At 38.6% G+C, this 17415-nt stretch carries 21 protein-coding genes; all 21 read right to left on the reverse strand.

What is annotated here, in order from left to right; all coding sequences use genetic code 11:
- Window positions 1-81: 81 nt before the first annotated feature.
- Window positions 82-531: a transcriptional regulator AhrC/ArgR gene (ahrC, locus tag ACSVDH_RS19230; RefSeq protein ID WP_299088069.1), complete on the reverse strand. Its 450-nt coding sequence runs from the start codon at window positions 529-531 to the stop codon at window positions 82-84.
- Window positions 532-918: 387 nt separating this feature from the next.
- The gene (locus ACSVDH_RS19235) at window positions 919-1770 is read right to left on the reverse strand and encodes a TlyA family RNA methyltransferase (protein ID WP_439250225.1); all 852 of its coding nucleotides are present in this window, start codon (window positions 1768-1770) and stop codon (window positions 919-921) included.
- Window positions 1767-3668, reverse strand: coding sequence for a 1-deoxy-D-xylulose-5-phosphate synthase (gene dxs, locus ACSVDH_RS19240; RefSeq protein ID WP_439250224.1), 1902 nt, complete (start codon window positions 3666-3668; stop codon window positions 1767-1769). The genes ACSVDH_RS19235 and dxs overlap by 4 nt, the downstream gene beginning before the upstream one ends.
- A 267-nt stretch (window positions 3669-3935) precedes the next feature.
- Window positions 3936-4820, reverse strand: coding sequence for a polyprenyl synthetase family protein (locus ACSVDH_RS19245; protein WP_439250223.1), 885 nt, complete (start codon window positions 4818-4820; stop codon window positions 3936-3938).
- Window positions 4817-5068: an exodeoxyribonuclease VII small subunit gene (locus tag ACSVDH_RS19250; protein WP_439250222.1), complete on the reverse strand. Its 252-nt coding sequence runs from the start codon at window positions 5066-5068 to the stop codon at window positions 4817-4819. The genes ACSVDH_RS19245 and ACSVDH_RS19250 overlap by 4 nt, the downstream gene beginning before the upstream one ends.
- Window positions 5061-6413 (reverse strand): exodeoxyribonuclease VII large subunit, encoded by a 1353-nt coding sequence (gene xseA, locus ACSVDH_RS19255; RefSeq protein WP_439250220.1) that lies wholly within the window; start codon window positions 6411-6413, stop codon window positions 5061-5063. The genes ACSVDH_RS19250 and xseA overlap by 8 nt, the downstream gene beginning before the upstream one ends.
- Before the next feature lie 86 nt (window positions 6414-6499).
- Window positions 6500-7357 (reverse strand): bifunctional methylenetetrahydrofolate dehydrogenase/methenyltetrahydrofolate cyclohydrolase FolD, encoded by an 858-nt coding sequence (gene folD, locus ACSVDH_RS19260; protein ID WP_439250219.1) that lies wholly within the window; start codon window positions 7355-7357, stop codon window positions 6500-6502.
- Window positions 7358-7388: 31 nt separating this feature from the next.
- Window positions 7389-7775, reverse strand: coding sequence for a transcription antitermination factor NusB (gene nusB / locus ACSVDH_RS19265; protein ID WP_299088060.1), 387 nt, complete (start codon window positions 7773-7775; stop codon window positions 7389-7391).
- Between the two features lie 282 nt (window positions 7776-8057).
- The gene (yqhY, locus tag ACSVDH_RS19270) at window positions 8058-8468 is read right to left on the reverse strand and encodes a lipid-modulating alkaline shock protein YqhY (protein WP_522731709.1); all 411 of its coding nucleotides are present in this window, start codon (window positions 8466-8468) and stop codon (window positions 8058-8060) included.
- Window positions 8469-8490: 22 nt separating this feature from the next.
- A complete protein-coding gene (gene accC / locus ACSVDH_RS19275; protein ID WP_439250218.1) occupies window positions 8491-9843 on the reverse strand; it encodes an acetyl-CoA carboxylase biotin carboxylase subunit in 1353 nt (450 codons plus the stop codon).
- Between the two features lie 12 nt (window positions 9844-9855).
- The gene (accB, locus tag ACSVDH_RS19280; protein ID WP_439250217.1) at window positions 9856-10350 is read right to left on the reverse strand and encodes an acetyl-CoA carboxylase biotin carboxyl carrier protein; all 495 of its coding nucleotides are present in this window, start codon (window positions 10348-10350) and stop codon (window positions 9856-9858) included.
- Window positions 10351-10871: 521 nt separating this feature from the next.
- On the reverse strand, window positions 10872-11609 hold the full coding sequence (locus ACSVDH_RS19285; protein WP_439250216.1) for a SpoIIIAH-like family protein: 738 nt from the start codon (window positions 11607-11609) through the stop codon (window positions 10872-10874).
- Entirely contained in the window at window positions 11610-12263 is a 654-nt protein-coding gene (gene spoIIIAG / locus ACSVDH_RS19290) for a stage III sporulation protein AG (protein WP_439250215.1), read from the reverse strand.
- Window positions 12253-12912 (reverse strand): stage III sporulation protein AF, encoded by a 660-nt coding sequence (gene spoIIIAF, locus ACSVDH_RS19295; RefSeq protein ID WP_439250214.1) that lies wholly within the window; start codon window positions 12910-12912, stop codon window positions 12253-12255. Before spoIIIAF ends, spoIIIAG begins: the two co-directional genes overlap by 11 nt.
- Before the next feature lie 13 nt (window positions 12913-12925).
- Entirely contained in the window at window positions 12926-14131 is a 1206-nt protein-coding gene (gene spoIIIAE / locus ACSVDH_RS19300; RefSeq protein ID WP_439250213.1) for a stage III sporulation protein AE, read from the reverse strand.
- 28 nt (window positions 14132-14159) lie between these two features.
- On the reverse strand, window positions 14160-14555 hold the full coding sequence (spoIIIAD, locus tag ACSVDH_RS19305) for a stage III sporulation protein AD (RefSeq protein ID WP_197089554.1): 396 nt from the start codon (window positions 14553-14555) through the stop codon (window positions 14160-14162).
- Between the two features lie 13 nt (window positions 14556-14568).
- On the reverse strand, window positions 14569-14775 hold the full coding sequence (gene spoIIIAC, locus ACSVDH_RS19310) for a stage III sporulation protein AC (RefSeq protein ID WP_026558844.1): 207 nt from the start codon (window positions 14773-14775) through the stop codon (window positions 14569-14571).
- 22 nt (window positions 14776-14797) lie between these two features.
- Window positions 14798-15313, reverse strand: a complete 516-nt coding sequence (gene spoIIIAB / locus ACSVDH_RS19315) for a stage III sporulation protein SpoIIIAB (protein WP_439250212.1) — start codon at window positions 15311-15313, stop codon at window positions 14798-14800.
- Window positions 15310-16230, reverse strand: coding sequence for a stage III sporulation protein AA (spoIIIAA, locus tag ACSVDH_RS19320; protein ID WP_439250211.1), 921 nt, complete (start codon window positions 16228-16230; stop codon window positions 15310-15312). The genes spoIIIAB and spoIIIAA overlap by 4 nt, the downstream gene beginning before the upstream one ends.
- A gap of 89 nt (window positions 16231-16319) precedes the next feature.
- Entirely contained in the window at window positions 16320-16601 is a 282-nt protein-coding gene (locus ACSVDH_RS19325; RefSeq protein ID WP_046513370.1) for a YqhV family protein, read from the reverse strand.
- A 165-nt stretch (window positions 16602-16766) separates the two neighbouring features.
- A complete protein-coding gene (gene efp / locus ACSVDH_RS19330; protein WP_299088032.1) occupies window positions 16767-17324 on the reverse strand; it encodes an elongation factor P in 558 nt (185 codons plus the stop codon).
- Window positions 17325-17415: the final 91 nt, after the last annotated feature.

Raw genomic sequence — 17415 nt, forward strand, 5'->3', positions numbered from 1 at the left:
AATGTATTCATATTTCTTTATCATACTTGATTTATCAGCTGCCTTTAACTGAAACCTTTGAATGGATGAAAATCCTTAAATTTACAGCATATCTAAGAAACGTTCAGAAATCGTTTCAGTATCCTTTGCAGTTCTGCAGATGATTAAGATTGTATCATCACCGCAAATGGTTCCTAGTACCTCATCCCAATCAAGATTATCAATTAAGGCACCAATAGCATTGGCATTTCCAGGAAGAGTCTTCATAACAAGCATATGTCCGGCAGAATCGATTTTAACAAAGGCATCCATAAGTGCACGCTTTAGCTTTTGTAATGGGTTAAAGCGCTGATCTGCTGGCAGGCTGTATTTATAACGCCCATCAAGCATCGGCACTTTTACTAAATGTAATTCTTTAATATCACGAGAAACCGTTGCCTGTGTAACATTAAAGCCCATTCCTTTTAATAAATCAACTAATTCATCTTGTGTTTCAATATCATTATTTGAAATGATTTCTCGAATTTTAATATGTCTTTGCCCTTTATTCATAAAAGCACCCCTTTTGCAATGATGCATATCTTTTTAATTTTGCATGTTTATACTTTTCATCTTATATTAAAAACCTTAAAATGTACAGGTTTTAAAAAGATTAAGTCTAGAAATACTGCATAAAAAGCTGAGTAAAGGGGGAATTATTATAATTTTAGAATAAAATCACACATTCACTTTTTGCATGAATATCCAGAACATTCCGATTCTATAGAAATTCATGACAATCCATAAAGAAAACTCGTCGACTAGCGAGCCTGAAAGGCGAAGACAGAGGCGTAAGTGCGCTTATACTTTATATTTAAAATTGGCCACTACGTCGAATTCCCTTCTTCGCTGGCAATTTATACTTCCTTAAAACTTGAAAAAACAGGATCATAGCATATGCTATTCTTCCTGCTTAGCTTTTTGTTTATTTTCTTTTAAAGTGGAATGAGCTGCCTCGACAATGACAGGGGCTGATTTCTCCAAGTGGCTCTTTCCTTGTTCTTTTACACCTTCATAACGAAGATGTAATAAAAATTCAATATTTCCATCTCCTCCTGTTATCGGTGAATAAGATAGGTTATAGACATCAAACCCCTCTTTTAACGAAAACTCAATCATTTCCTCTAATACAAGCTCATGAACTTTTGGATCACGTACGATCCCTTTTTTGCCTACTAACTCTCTTCCGGCTTCAAATTGCGGTTTAACTAAGGCGACAATATCACTATGAGCCACTAAAATCGTTTTTAGCACAGGCAATATCAGCTTTAGTGAAATAAAAGAAACATCTATCGAAGCGAATTCCGGCAACCCTTCCTGAAAATCAGCAGGTGTTGCATACCGGAAATTGGTTCTTTCCATGACAACAACTCGCTCATCCTGCCTAAGCTTCCATGCTAATTGATTGTAGCCAACATCTAACGCATATGAAAGCTTAGCACCATTTTGCAGAGCACAATCCGTAAAGCCGCCGGTTGAGGAGCCAATATCGATCATGATTTTATCCTTAACATCAATGTCAAACTCTTTAAGTGCTTTCTCAAGCTTTAGTCCCCCGCGGCTAACATAGGGAAGTGTGTTCCCTTTTATTGTTAAGACGATATCACGGGAAACTTTTTCACCTGGCTTGTCTAAGCGTTCTTCATTACCATATACGAGGCCTGCCATGATCGCACGCTTCGCTTTTTCTCTTGTTTCAAACAAGCCGTTTTCAACAAGAAGAATATCTACTCGTTCTTTTTTCGTACTCATGATCTTAATACCCTTTTCTCTTTTTCAGGCATCATCGCTCTTAATTGTGCCACAACATCTTCTTTCGTCATCCCGATTTCTTCAAGAAGTTTCGACACACTGCCATGCTCAATAAAACGATCAGGAATACCCATTCTTGAAATCAGTGATTGATGATAATTATGTTCTTGAGCAAACTCTAAAATAGAACTGCCAAAACCTCCTTGCAAAACAGCTTCCTCAATCGTCAGTACTGGTATTTGCTCTGTAAAGATTTCATGAAGCATTTGGTCATCTAAAGGTTTAATAAATCGTGCATTGACAACACCTATCGCTTTACCTTGTTTAGCCATAATCTCTGCGGCATCCATTGCCATTTCAATCGTCGTACCAAAGGTAAGTATCACCGCATCGCTGCCTTCTCTAAGAACTTCCCAAGTACCAATTGGGATTTCTTTTAGCTCTTCATCCATTTTCACTCCGATACCGTTACCGCGCGGATAGCGAAGAGCAATTGGGCCATCATTATATTTTAAAGCTGTATTAACTAAGTGCTGTCCTTCATTTTCATCCTTTGCCATCATAATGACCATATTTGGCAAATGTCTTAAAAAGGCAATATCAAACACACCTTGATGTGTTTCCCCATCTGCACCGACTAGTCCTGCACGATCAATACCGATGAAGACATTTAATTTTTGGCGGCAAATATCATGAACAACCTGGTCATATGCACGTTGTAAGAAGGTTGAATAGATGGCCAGAAATGGTTTCATATTTTGCGTGGCAAGCCCTGCTGCCATCGTTGCAGCATGCTGCTCGGCAATTCCTACATCGAACATCCGATCCGGAAACTCCTCTGCGAATGCTTCAAGCTTTGAACCAACCGGCATAGCTGGAGTAATTGCGACAATCCGCTCATCTTCTCGAGCGAGTTTACGTACGGTTTCACTAACAAGCTTGCTCCACGCAGGACCGACAACTTTTGGCTTTACGAAATCACCCGTTTCAATTTTATAGGGTCCTGTTCCATGCCAAGTACCGATGGTATCTGTTTCAGCTGGTTGATACCCTTTTCCTTTCTTCGTAATCACGTGAAAAAGAACGGGGCCTGATGTCTTTTTAGCGTATTGAAGATTTTCAAATAAATCTTCGTAATTATGGCCATCGATCGGACCTAAATAAGTAAATCCTAATTCTTCAAAAAATACTCCTGATACAAGCATGTATTTTAGGCTGTCCTTCACTCTTTCAGCAGTTGAAGCAAGCTTTCCGCCTACAGCAGGTATTTTCTTTAATAAATATTCAAGTTCATCTTTTACCCAATGATACTTGCCTGCTGTTCTAAGGCGCCCAAGCACATTATGAAGTGCACCAACGTTTGGAGCAATCGACATTTCATTATCGTTAAGAACAACGATAATATCTTTTTTCTCATGACCAATATGATTAAGAGCTTCAAGAGCCATCCCGCCGGTAAGAGCTCCATCACCTATAATAGGAATGATATGCTCTTTTGTTTTCTTTAAATCTCTAGCTATAACCATTCCCATTGCAGCCGATAATGATGTTGAACTATGACCGGTTTCCCATACATCATGCTCACTCTCATTTCGTTTCGGAAAGCCGCATAAGCCTTTGTATTGACGAAGCGTATCAAATTCATTCGCTCTTCCTGTCAAAATTTTATGAACATAGGATTGATGGCCAACATCCCAAATAAATTTATCCTTTGGACTTTCAAAAACTTTGTGAAGGGCGATGGTTAGTTCAACCACACCTAAATTCGGCCCAATATGCCCTCCTGTTTCTGATAGCTTTTCAATTAAAAATTGCCTGATTTCCGCACTTAGCTTTTCAAGTTCATTAATGGAAAGCTTTTTTAAAAAGCGCGGGTCTTTAATGGATAGAAGATCCAAATGGATCACTCACTTTCGGATTCAGTTTGATTCTATATGACTGTTTACTTTTTTACATTATATTCTCTTCTTTATATTTTAACTTAAACTTCTTATATTTAAAAATGGATGAAATAAGATTTATACATCGAATAACTATGCGCAAGCAAAAACTTACCATAAAATAACGGTAATTACAATGATTAAAGTGAGGGGCACCTTGCTTTCAGAATGAAAATAGTATAAAAACCGCTACCAATCGGGAACGGTTTTAAAATCTATACTTGATTAATGGTCCCTATTTGCCATTAAGTCACACATTTGATAAAGCAATTCAGACCGAACTGATAAATTGTTGAGAATCTCTTTTGCAAAGTCGATATGATCATTAAGTTTTTCCTTTGCTCCTTGCATTGTTAAAATAGAAGGATAAGTTGTCTTTTCATTTATTGTATCAGAACCAACTGGTTTTCCTAAAATCATTTGGTTTCCTTCAATATCTAAAATATCATCGCGAATTTGGAAGGCAATACCAAGGTGGTAAGCAAACTTTCGCAAGTTATCGATATCCTCTTCAGGAGCCCCTGCTAAAATGGCACCAGAAATAATGCTAAAGCCTAAAAGCTTGGCGGTCTTATTTTCATGAATGGATTGAAGCTCAGAAAGTGTTAGCTTTTTGACTTCCCCTTCCATATCTGATACTTGTCCGCCAACCATTCCCTCTGCACCAGCTGCATTTACAAGCTCTGAGACAATTCTAAGCTTCTTGTCAGCTGGCAGTAGTTGGTCATTGACAATTAATGAAAAGCTTTGAGTTAATAATCCGTCTCCTGCCAAAACTGCCAATGCTTCCCCAAAAACCTTATGGTTCGTTGGCTTTCCACGTCTTAAATCATCATCATCCATACAAGGAAGATCATCATGAATAAGTGAATACGTGTGAATCATTTCAACAGCACAAGCTGTAGCAATCCCTAAATCTTCTGATTGTTTGTATGTATGAAGCAGGGCTAACACAAGAATTGGACGAAGCCGTTTCCCCCCTGCTTCTAATGAATATCTCATGGCTGCCTTTAATGAATGAGGTGCTTGAAGCTTTTCAATATATGACGGCAGGGCATTTTCAATTATCTGTTTACGTGAATGTAAAAATTGATTAAGCTGTATGGTCACGCTTTTTCTTCCTCCTGCAGCTCAAATGGCTTTAATTGCCCATCTTCACGTAAAATATAGTCCATTTGCTTTTCAACTTGCTGAAGTTTATCATGGCAAAGCTTGGAAAGTTCCATTCCTTTTTGAAAATAATCAATTGCTATTTCCAGAGGGACATCCCCCTCCTCAAGCTTGCCAACAATTTCTTCTAATTTTTGCATGGCAGCTTCAAAAGACACTTCATCTTTTTTGGGTTGTTCTTTACTCATTTATGGATCGCTCCTCTATTCCCTGTACTTGACAATCCAATTGTCCATCTTTTAACTGTACTTTTATTGTCTGACCTTGTTCAATATGCTCAATGCTTTTGATCAGCTTATTTTCATGATATACAAGGCTGTAGCCCCTGTCCATTACCTTTAATGGGCTCAGTGCATTTAGTTTAGCAATTGCTTCATTAAATTGCGAATGTTTTACGGTTAATAGTGAATTCATTTCACGCTTAAGCTTTTTAATGTAAGATTCATATGCGTCTTTTGAGCGATTAATCTGCTCTTTGGGATGTACATTTGCAAGCCTGTTTTTCAAATAGGTGAATGCATCTAACTTATGATTGACAGCCCTTTTTCCTTCCTTTTGAAGATGTTCTACCAGCATATCCAGCTGCTGCTCCTTTTGTAAATAAAGCTGTTTTGGATACCTGAAGGCATAAGAAGTTTGTAAATGGTTTAACCGGTCTTTTTTTGAGGTTATTTTTTCCCGTATGGATCTCTTCAATCGATTTTGACGATCTGTTATCCGATCCATTAACTCGGAAAAATGAGGTACAGCTAGTTCGGCAGCACCCGTCGGCGTAGGGGCACGCAAATCTGCTACAAAATCGGCAATCGTGTAGTCTGTTTCATGACCGACTGCAGAGATAATTGGTATCTGTGAAGCAAAAATTTCCCGAGCTACAATTTCTTCATTAAACGCCCATAGCTCTTCAATCGATCCTCCACCACGTCCAACGATTAATACATCAAGTGTTCCCAACTGGTTGGCTATTTTGATTGCTTTTGCTACAGAGGCACCTGCTTGAACCCCTTGCACAAGAGCTGGGATAAGGATGACCTTAGCTAGAGGATAACGGCGATTGATCGTCGTTAAAATATCACGGATTGCAGCACCTGTAGGTGAGGTAATAACGCCAATCTGGTTTGGATATTTTGGAATCGGCTTCTTATGAACTTGATCAAAAAGTCCTTCTTTCTGTAATGTCCTTTTTAATTCCTCATAGGCTAAATAAAGGCTGCCAATGCCATCCGGCTGCATTTCTTTGACATAAACCTGGTAACCTCCGCTTTGCTCATAAACCGAAATTTCACCGCGAAGCAGCACCTTCATTCCGTTCTCAGGTTTGAATTTAAGCGTTTTATTTGAACCGGCAAACATGACAGCTTGAATTCTCGCCTTTTCATCTTTTAGGGTAAAATACATATGTCCCCGGCTATGCAAATTAAAGTTGGAAATCTCCCCCTTTATCCAAATGTCTGCTAAATGAGGATCCACATCAAATTTTCGTTTAATATACTTTGTCAAGGCTGTAACGGTTACATATTTTATTTCACTCATAGGACACTCCCCTTAACCTGCACAGTAACGTTTCGTGCAGGGATAAGGACGGAGCAAAAATATGAATCTCCGTCCTCTATAAATACTTATTTTTTTTCAAGAAACTGTTTTGCAGATTGGACTGTATTATGTGCCAGCATTGTAATCGTCATTGGCCCAACTCCGCCTGGAACTGGTGTCAGGTAGCTTGCCACCTCTTTTGCTTCGTCAAAAACAACATCACCGCATAATTTGCCGGTTTCGAGCCTGTTTACACCTACATCAATAACAACCGCACCTGATTTAATGTCTGCACCTTTAATGAAATTAGCTCGGCCAACAGCAGCTACTAAAATATCTGCCTCTTTTGTATACGAAGATAAATCTTTCGTTTTTGAATGGCAGTAAGTAACCGTTGCATGTTCATTTAGCAGGAGCTGTCCAACAGGTTTCCCAACAATATTACTTCTTCCAACTACAACAACATTCTTGCCTGTAATTTCAACTCCAACTGATTTAATCATTTCAACAATTCCCGCTGGTGTACAAGGTAAAAATGTATCTTGACCCGTCATCATACGGCCAATATTGATCGGATGAAAACCATCTACATCCTTTTCAGGCGAAATTTTTTCAACAACCGCTGTTTCATTAATATGTGAAGGAAGCGGCAATTGGACTAAGATCCCATGATATTCGTTATTGTTATTATAATGGTCAATAACATCAAGTAATTCTTTTTCTGTTAATGATTCAGGGAAGTGCTCTAATTTAAAACCTACACCGATTTCTTCAGCAGCCTTTTGTTTTCCTCTAATATAGGAGAGTGATGCAGGATTGTCACCTACTAAAATAACCACAAGCTTTGGTAATAATCCTTGTGCTTTAATTTGCTCTACCTCTTTAGCAAGCTCACTTCTTTTTGTTTGCGATAATTGTTTTCCATCAATAATTGTTGCTGCCATTTCTATTTCCTCCTCATTCTGCCTTAAACCTTTAAAGATTTTGTTTAATTTTAGAGAGAACACCGTTGACGAATTTACTTGAATGATCATCACCAAACGCTTTAGCTAATTCCACAGCTTCATCTAAGGTTACATTAGCCGGGATATCCTCCTCATACTTCAGCTCATAAGCAGCCATACGAAGAATGGTTTTATCAATATTTGCTAAGCGATCAATTGTCCAGTTCACAAGGTGTGGAGCAATTAGCTCATCGAGTTCCTTTTGATGCTCAATTGTTCCGAAAACCAGCTTATTCATAAATTGATCCGGATCTGCGTCGTCTAGTACATGCTCAATGGCTTCGTTTGGATCTATCTTGCTTACATTCACTTGAAATAGCGCCTGTAGTGCCTTTTCTCTTGCTGTTCTTCGTTTCATTCTTCTTGCTCCTTTAATTAATTAGAAATGTCGAATGTCATAATGTGATCATACCACATCTAACAATCAGATTCATGCCGAAAATGAAGGTTTTTATGTAATTTCCGAATGAAAAGGGTTTAACCTCAAAAAAATATTCGTTATTTATTTTTTCTTCTACTTACAATATAACCATGCTATAAACATTCTATTAATCGTGCAATATTTTTACTATCAACTAATGAAAGTGTCATTCTAAAAAACAAAAGAAAACCAAAGGGGAATTCCCTCTGGTTTTACTTTTTACATCTCTTGATCTACCTCTATTTCCTGTGTTTTTGCTTCAAATTGAACGCCAACAACATGGATGTTTACTTCATTAACCTCTAATGCAGTCATGTTAAGTAAAGCTTGGCGGATGTTGTCTTGAATTTTCTGAGCAACGGTTGGAATAGATACACCGAAAATCATCACACAGTATACATCGATAATGATACCTTCTTCAGCAAGCTCAACCTTTACACCCTTGCCGTGGTTTTTCTTTCCTAAACGCTCTACGACGCCTGCAGCAAAGTTTCCTCTCATTGAGGCTACACCTTCAATTTCAGATGCTGCGATACCGGCGATTACTTCAATCACCTCTGGAGCAATCTCTACCTTGCCTAAGCCGTTGTACTCTTGATTCATTTCTAAAACGTTATTAGTTTCTTTCAAGCCTCAGCACCTCCAAATGATTTTACGAATCCATGACCTTATACAATTCTAAAAACTTGGTGTTAAAATCACCTGAAACAAATTTTTCATGTTCAAGAAGCCGTAAATGGAATGGAATGGTTGTTGAAATCCCTTCGATAACGAACTCACTTAAAGCACGCTTCATTCGGGCAATAGCCTCTTCTCTTGTCGCGCCATATGTAATTAGCTTTGCGATCATTGAATCATAAAACGGTGGAATGGAGTATCCCGGATAGACCGCTGAATCTACTCTAACACCTAGACCACCAGGGGGCAAGTACATCTCAATTTTCCCTGGAGAAGGCATAAAGTTCTTTTCCGGATTTTCGGCATTGATACGACATTCAATCGCCCAACCATTAAAAGTAACATCCTCTTGCGCGACAGATAGTTTTTCACCCGAAGCAACTTTAATTTGTTCTTTAATTAAGTCAATACCTGTTACCATTTCCGTTACAGGATGTTCGACTTGAATACGAGTGTTCATTTCCATAAAGTAAAACTTCTTGTTAATGTGATCAAAAATAAACTCAACTGTTCCTGCGCCAGTATAGTCAACAGCAGCAGCAGCCTTAACAGCAGCCTCTCCCATTTGTGCACGAATGGTTTCATCAAGGGCTGGTGATGGCGTTTCTTCTAGCAGTTTTTGGAGTCTGCGCTGAATTGAGCAGTCACGTTCACCAAGATGAATAACATTACCATGTGAATCAGCCAATACTTGAATTTCTACATGACGGAAATCCTCGATGTATTTCTCAATATAAACACCAGGATTACCAAATGCAGTAGCCGCTTCCTGCTGGGTAATTTCGATCCCTTTCACAAGAGCCGGCTCATCTTGGGCAACGCGAATACCTTTTCCGCCTCCGCCTGCCGTTGCTTTTATTATAACAGGATATCCCATATCATTTGCCAGCATTTTTGCTTCATCGATATTCTCAATAATTCCTCTTGAGCCTGGGACAATTGGTACACCTGCCTCACGCATTGTTTCTCTTGCCACATCTTTCGTTCCCATTTTAGAAATGGCTTCTGCACTAGGACCGATAAAAATAATATTGCATTCTTTGCACAGCTCTGCGAAATCAGCATTTTCTGCTAGAAAGCCGTATCCTGGATGAATGGCATCACTGCCTGTCAATTTTGCAACACTAATGATATTTGTAAAATTTAAGTAGCTATCTTTCGAAGCAGTTGGACCAATACAGTATGCTTCATCAGCAAGCTGTACATGCAATGCATCACGATCAGCTTCTGAAAAAACAGCAACTGTTTCGATTTCCAATTCTTTACATGCCCGAATAATTCGGACAGCAATTTCTCCTCTATTCGCAATAAGTACCTTCTTTATCATCATCAAAACTCCTTACTCAGGCTTTACAAGGAATAAAGGCTGACCATACTCGACAAGCTGTCCATTTTGAACGAGTATTTCGACGATCTCACCCTTCACTTCTGCTTCAATTTCATTGAAGAGCTTCATTGCCTCTACGATACATACAACAGTATCTTTATTTACTTTAGAACCTACTTCAACATAATTGCCGGCTTCAGGTGAAGAAGCAGCATAAAACGTTCCTACCATCGGGGAGGTAATCTTATGTAAATTTGCTGTATCTGCTTTTGGCTCTTCTACTTGTTGTTGTTTTGGAGCCTCTACTGCAGCTGCTTGTGGTTGTACTGGTGGAGCTTGTACAGTTTCAACAGCAGGTGAAGTGGCAATATTACGTACGACTGTTTCTACCTCTTGTGATTGCTTTTTCATTTTTATTTTTGAACCTTCATGTTCGAATGAAAATTCATTAATTGAGGAACAATCGATTAATTTAATGATTTCTCTAATTTCTTGTATTTTTAGCATGCTTAGGCACCCCTTTAATTCTATAATCATGTACAAAAAACATGATCTCCTAATTTATAGGCTAGTACTAAAACTAAGTCCCATACTAACATCTTACGATACATTACGGGAGAAATTCAACAATAATTGTACCCATTTCCTCAGGTTTCTAGTGATGATATATATGAAAACGCAAGGCTCTGAGCATTCTGCGACAATCATAAGACTCTCAAGAATAGAAGGTATTCTTTTACCTTCTATTCCTGAATAGCTAGACCCAAGAGGGGTTAGGTGCTGGCAGTCAAATACGCGACGTCCTGTCGCACTGCCTGCACTGCACGTCCTGTGCTTCGGAGCTAGACACAAAAACTAAGTACAAAAAGTTATATTTTCTTCCTAATCCCCAAGTCATAAAAGTAAAGACTTCGTTTTCTTATACTAACATTCTTAAGATTTAAATTCTAATACAACAAAAAACCTATAGGGCAGACATTTAAAGTGTCTACTCTATAGGACCTTTTTAATCACTATGTTCTTTTTATTTATTGTTCAAATGTTACAATCACTTCATCTGTATTGTCCATTTCATCTCTAACAAGCTTTAAAATCTTGTTAGCTGCGGACGCGTCATGATCTTTTGCTTTAACAGTAATTTTGACTTCGTCGCCTTCTGCACGTACTAAAGCATCATCATAGCCTTGTGATTTAATAAGTGTTTCAAGTGTTGCTTCTTTTTTGGCTGCTTCCGCTAATGCTTCCATTTCATCTTTTGCTTTGCTTTTTTCTTCAGGAGTTGCTTCATTGCTTGCAACAGTTGCTTCTAAATCCTCGACTAATTTGCTGCGATTGGCATCTAGCTCCAGTCGTAATTCTGCGAATAATTCATCACTAGACACTTGGGAAATAACTGTACCATCTTCAAGTTCTTCTGTTTGAACTTCACCTTCTGTAGATTCTTCTTCTGCTTCCCCTTCAGATGTGCCTTTTTCACCATCTTTACCTTCATCTGCCGGTTGTTTTTCCTCAGCTGGCTGCTTTTCCTCTGCCGGTTGTTTTTCTTCAGCTGGCTGTTTTTCTTCTGCCGGTTGTTTTTCCTCTGCAGCAGGCTGTTCTTCGGCTACTTCTTCTTCCGCTGTTGTATCTTCAGTAACCTCTTTTTCGTTTTCAGTCATGACGACATTGCTAGGATCCCCTTCAGGAGATGTCACGTAATAAACAGATAGCACCACCACTAAACTTAACATTGTCAGCAACCACACCGTTTGTTTTTTCAACATCATCTATTCATCCTCCTTTATTTTTTTCGAAGCAACGGCTACACGATGGCTAGGTACATCTAAAACACGCGTAACCGACTCAACTATGGTTTGCTTTATATGAATGTTGTCAGCACCCTGGGCGACAATTAAAACACCGCGAATCTCAGGCTTTTTTGTTTCTACGATGATCGGAGTCTCTTTTTCACCCTCTTGAATAATGACAACCTTATTATCTGATGAACTATCTTCTACGACTCTTTTACCGCCTTCTGGATCGGTTTCTTCAGTGACTTGTGATTGATTGACACTGTCTTTTTCAACCACCTTTCGTCCTGTCGAGTCAACATTTACGACTACAGATACATTCCCTACACCAGAAATCGTTTCTAATACCTCTTTTAATTGATTTTCATATTCTGCTTCATAATCAGATATAGTGCGAGTATTTTCTCCCTTTGTTTGCTTAAACACTTCTGTACTTTCTTCAGTCGAGGTAGAAGAAACTGGAAGTGCATTATTTTCCTGGTCATTACCAGTAAATAGATTGCTAATAAGCATAAACGCAATCCCTAATACAAAAACAAGGACAAAATATTGATATTTTGATGGTTTCTTAGAATCTGACTGGCCAAGTAACGACTTTAGCTTTTGGATGAAGCTATCTTTACTGCTCATTTAATGACTCCTCCCCCCCTTCCAATTCGAGTGAGATTTTTTCTTCTTGTACTTCCCATATTTTTGCTAGAAATGCTGTAATGTCATCGGAATTGAGCTTTGTTTCTGTAGCAGTTTCAACATCCTTTGATAGGTTAATTGAAACAGGTTCAACTTCTTCTACCGCCTCTACTCCATCTTTGTTAGCTTCCTCCGTTGCTACATTCGGTTCCAAGATGACCTTAATATGCTGCAGATCCTTATGCGAATCTATGATATCTGCTTGTGCGGATTCGGAAAGAAGGATTTTATCAATCGTTACATCATAGTTTTTCACCAGCTCCTCTTTTACCATCGTTTTCATTTGGACAGCCATTTGTTCTAAAATATATGCACGTTGTGAGGCTTGTATTTCTTTTTTCTGAAATTCTATTGAATTTTTTACTTCATTTTCTTGCGATGGACCAGCAGATTGAAATTCTGAGAGGATTTCTGTCATATCAGCAGAAAATAAGGTGAAGATTGGATTGATGATGACGATAATCAATAATAAGCTGATCACCATTTTTGCATATTTCTGCATAGAAGAATTTGGCAAAAGTAAATCAATGACTACGGCTAGTAAAATAAAGACAATGATATTGGTAATCCAATCTGTTAAAAACTCCAAAGCGGATTCCTCCTCACCTCATCATAATCGTTAAATTTCCTGCAGCGATGATGACGGTTAAGCTTAAAAAAAACATGAGTGAAACAATAGCCAAAGCTGCAAAGATATAGATAACACTTTTACTAATGATGTCAAGGCAAGTGATAACAGGACCACCGCCAAGTGGCTGGAGAATCGAGGCTGCTAGTTTATAGATAAACGCAAGTGATAACACTTTAATCGCCGGAAATGCCGCAATAAATAACAGGATCGCAACCCCTATCACCCCGACCGTATTCTTTAACAAGATGGATGCACTTATAACCGTATCCGTTGCATCGGTAAACATCCTGCCGAGCACAGGAATGAAATTTCCGGTAATGAATTTTGCCGTTCGAATCGTTATGCCGTCCGTAACCGCTGCAGAGGCCCCTTGGACCGAAATAACACCGAGAAAAATGGTTAAAAACGATGCAAGCAGACCAATGCTGATATTTCTAAGAAGTCCTGCAAGCTGTGTAACCTTGTATTGATCTGTTAAGGTACTAACAATATTTAATAAGGCGGAAAGAAATAGCAGCGGCAGCACAATATTCTTAATCAACAACCCGCTCGTATTCATTAAAAAGATAATAACCGGATGAAAAAAAGCAGCAGAGGCTAGTCCACCTGAAGAAGCCATTAAAGCTAATAACAGCGGAATCAACGCAAGAATAAAATTTGTCATAGAGTGAATGGCATCGTTTGTATATTGAATCGCAACATGAAAGCTATTCAGCGCAATAATGATCAGAACCATATAGACTAGCGCGTAGGCAACCTTGCTTACCGTGCTTTGATTGAATGCATTTTGCAATAACTGCAAAAGCATGCTGAAAACCGTTAAAAGAATTAAAGTACCTAATAATTTTCCATTGGCAATTAGCTCGTGAAATAAAAATTGCAAAAAGGCTTTCATCCATTCCTGAAAGGATAGTTCCTTTTCCCCGCTTAAAAATTGCAGCAAACTTCCTTTTTGGCTTTCAGGTAAAAAGCCGCCATATTCTGTCATCACTTTATCCCAATAGGTTCTTATATCCTCCACATCGAGCTTTTCTATCTGCTCCTCAACCAGCACGCTGGCATTAGGCAGTTCAGCTTGTTCCGTCTGTTCTGTTTGTTGGGGTGTCTCAGAGGCTTGTACATTTATTGGGATGATTAGAAAAAAAGTAATAAAAATAAGGGAAAGCGCCGTTTTCATGAATCCACCTCCAACTAATCCTAAACCATTAAGATGAACCTGGAATCATTCCAAGAACAGTTTCAATTATGACGGTTAAAATCGGAATTGCCATTGTCAGGATCAGGATCTTTCCTCCAAGCTCAATCTTTGAAGCAATCGCACCTTGTCCCGCATCTTTTGTGATTTGCGCCCCAAATTCAGCAATATAGGCAATCCCGATAATTTTTAAGATGGTTTCAACATAAATAAGATTGACATTCGCATTTATCGCAATTCGTTCAACCATTCGTATAATTTCATACACTTGATCAATTAAAAATAAAAAAATCACACAGCCAACAAATACAACAAGCATAAAGGCGAAGGAAGGCTTTTGCTCTTTTACGATTAGGGCTAAAAAGGTGGCGATTAAGCCCAGTCCGACGATTTGAATGATTTCGATAACTGTCCCCTCCTTACCCTTGGAAAAGAAAGACCGATTTTATTTTTTTAAATAAATCATCTACAATTGATGCAACCATGAACAAGATATAAATAAAGCCTATGAGTGTCACCCATTGTGCATATTCTTTTTTCCCCATTTGATCTAATATGGTGTGAAGGAATGCAACGACGATTCCTATCCCGGCAATTTGAAAGATCGTATTAATATCTACGCCCACCTTCGACGACTCCCTTCCACTTCTACATCAGTAATATTACAACGAGCAATCCTGCTAAAACACCTAAGCTTTTCATCATACGTTCATAGCGATTTTGCCGATCAATGGCATCAGCTTCTTCTCTCTGTAAGTGTGAAAGCGCTAGCTTGATATGTTTTTGCTGTGAGATTCGATCATGCTGACCAAGTGTTTCGCCAAACTGTTTCAATACTTCATATTCACCCTGTTTTAATGCGGTCATGTTCCAAATGCTTTGAAGACTTTCCTCCCAGGCCCCTTTTACACTCGTATGGCCTTTGACAAGCTTGTTGGCGAATTGTTCAAAAAACAATGATAATGGTTTAGGTAATTGCTTTGAGATATTTTGAGCCGCAACGATTAATGACGTATGCCCATACATAATCTCTGCTTCTAATGATTGAAGGGCTACCTTTAATTGTCTGAGCTGCCTCGTTCTTTCACTAAAATGCTTTGCCATTTCGAAGCCTGCCCATGTTGTTGCAAGAATAATGAGGATTGCACCCATCCACTTAATCATTTGGTCACACTTCTTTCTAAATTTAACTGTTCTCCATGCTGATTAAGAATTTGCTGAACGGTTCCAGGGCCGTTTTTTCTAGACAACTCCAAGTATCGATCAAACACTTTCGCTTCAAATAACGTCCTTAGTGTTGGGCGATTCATTAAGTCACCGGCATGGTATCCATGTACAGTTACAAATAACTGAACACCTGCATGTACGGCTTCCATAACAGCCTCTGCATCTTCCTTCGTTCCTATCTCATCTACAATCAATACATCAGGACTCATGGAACGAATCATCATCATCATGCCTTCAGCTTTTGGACACGCGTCCAGCACATCAACCCGTTCACCAAGCTGATGCTGCGGAACTCCCTTTACACATCCTGCAATTTCCGATCGTTCATCAACAATGCCTACCTTGTTTGATTCGATCTGATGAAAACCACTGCTTATAATTCTTGCAAGATCCCTGAGCAAAGTCGTTTTCCCTGCTTGCGGCGGTCCAATGATGAGCGTATTCAACCATTTCCCATCATATAAATAAGGAATGTACCTTTCAGCAACTCCAAGCTTTTCCTTTGCAATCCGGATATTAAAGGATGTGACATCCCGAATCGCTTTAACTCGTCCACCTTCTGTAATCACTCGTCCAGAAAGGCCGACACGATGTCCTCCGCAAACCGTTATATATCCCTTTTTCAACTCTTCTTCCAGTGTATAAATTGAATATTGGCTTAGCTCGTTTAAAAGATTGATCGAATCTTCATACGTTGTAATAGACGATAGGAAAACAGGTTTACCCATGATAACAACCTCCACCCTTTTCATCACACGGATACGTATCTCTTCAATTCGAGCAATACTAGCAGGATGTAGTTTCTTAATCTGATGACTAATTGAATCCGGAAGCATCTCAATAATTTCTTTCACACAGCTTCCTCCTATAAGGCTATTCGTTACTTTCAATGTATGCATGCTTGACCACATTCATGACTTAATTGTCCTGATGATTTTTACCGCTACTTATAAATGCCGAATAAAATAAAAAATACACCCAAGCCGATAAAAATCAATTTTGCATATGACAATTGGTCGGCAATATGAAAGATCCCAATTGTCATTGTGACAATAAAAATAACCGGACCCACAATGGCAAGTAGCGAATTAATTGTAACCGCTTTTTTTACATCATTGAACACTAACATTAAGATAGCTGCGGTTAATTCAATTGAAGCGGACATAAAGCGTAAACCAGCCATCGTTAAAACCGTTGAATCAAAATGAGAGAAAAATCGTTTCATGTGGTCCTCCTAAAATATAGTTTGTACACCATATGCGAGAGGGCGGAGATTTAGACAAAGAAGGTTGATATTTAAATAAAAAAGGAATTATACAGGGAGTGTAATTATTTGTTACATATAAAAAAGAGGCGCCCTAAATGGACACCTCTTCTTTAATTTTATTGTCTATGCACGTGAAACGTAAGAAGCTTCAGCCGTATTAATAATTAAACGATCCCCTTCATTAATAAAGAATGGAACTTGAACAGATAAACCAGTTTCTAACTTAGCTGGCTTAGAGCCGCCTGATGCAGTATCACCTTTAATGCCAGGCTCAGTTTCTACAACCTCCAGCTCGACTGTGTTTGGCAATTCAACACCTAATGTCTCTGTACCAAACATCATGATTTGTACTTCCATGTTTTCTTTTAAGAATTTTAATTCATATTCAATTTGAGCTGAAGATAATTCAATTTGGTCATATGTTTCTGTATCCATGAATGCATGTTGATCGCCATTTGCATAAAGATATTGCATTCTGCGTGTTTCAATTTGAGCTCTTGCTACTTTTTCACCGGCACGGAACGTTTTCTCTTGAACAGCTCCTGTGCGTAAATTACGTAGTTTTGAACGAACAAATGCAGCACCTTTACCTGGCTTAACATGCTGGAAATCCATGACGCGCCAAATGCCGTTATCCACCTCAATCGTTAATCCTGTACGAAAATCGTTAACTGAAATCATGAAAAAAGTCCTCCTAATAGCTTAAATAAGGGATGTAAAGATTCTACCTTAAACTTGTTAAGTTAGTCTCTATTTTTATATGTAAAAGTAT

This window comes from Metabacillus sp. Hm71 (assembly GCF_051842955.2).
Classification (GTDB): domain Bacteria; phylum Bacillota; class Bacilli; order Bacillales; family Bacillaceae; genus Metabacillus.

Coding starts and splice junctions, on each gene's coding strand:
- xseA (WP_439250220.1), bottom strand. CDS start 6,413: ATGAGTGAAATAAAATATGTAACCGTTACAGCCTTGACAAAGTATATT.
- accC (WP_439250218.1), bottom strand. CDS start 9,843: ATGATAAAGAAGGTACTTATTGCGAATAGAGGAGAAATTGCTGTCCGA.
- ACSVDH_RS19250 (WP_439250222.1), bottom strand. CDS start 5,068: ATGAGTAAAGAACAACCCAAAAAAGATGAAGTGTCTTTTGAAGCTGCC.
- spoIIIAB (WP_439250212.1), bottom strand. CDS start 15,313: ATGATTAAGTGGATGGGTGCAATCCTCATTATTCTTGCAACAACATGG.
- ahrC (WP_299088069.1), bottom strand. CDS start 531: ATGAATAAAGGGCAAAGACATATTAAAATTCGAGAAATCATTTCAAAT.
- nusB (WP_299088060.1), bottom strand. CDS start 7,775: ATGAAACGAAGAACAGCAAGAGAAAAGGCACTACAGGCGCTATTTCAA.
- spoIIIAG (WP_439250215.1), bottom strand. CDS start 12,263: ATGAGCAGTAAAGATAGCTTCATCCAAAAGCTAAAGTCGTTACTTGGC.
- folD (WP_439250219.1), bottom strand. CDS start 7,357: ATGGCAGCAACAATTATTGATGGAAAACAATTATCGCAAACAAAAAGA.
- efp (WP_299088032.1), bottom strand. CDS start 17,324: ATGATTTCAGTTAACGATTTTCGTACAGGATTAACGATTGAGGTGGAT.
- accB (WP_439250217.1), bottom strand. CDS start 10,350: ATGCTAAAAATACAAGAAATTAGAGAAATCATTAAATTAATCGATTGT.
- spoIIIAE (WP_439250213.1), bottom strand. CDS start 14,131: ATGAAAACGGCGCTTTCCCTTATTTTTATTACTTTTTTTCTAATCATC.
- ACSVDH_RS19325 (WP_046513370.1), bottom strand. CDS start 16,601: ATGAAACGATTTTTCTCTCATTTTGATTCAACGGTTTTAACGATGGCT.
- ACSVDH_RS19235 (WP_439250225.1), bottom strand. CDS start 1,770: ATGAGTACGAAAAAAGAACGAGTAGATATTCTTCTTGTTGAAAACGGC.
- ACSVDH_RS19285 (WP_439250216.1), bottom strand. CDS start 11,609: ATGATGTTGAAAAAACAAACGGTGTGGTTGCTGACAATGTTAAGTTTA.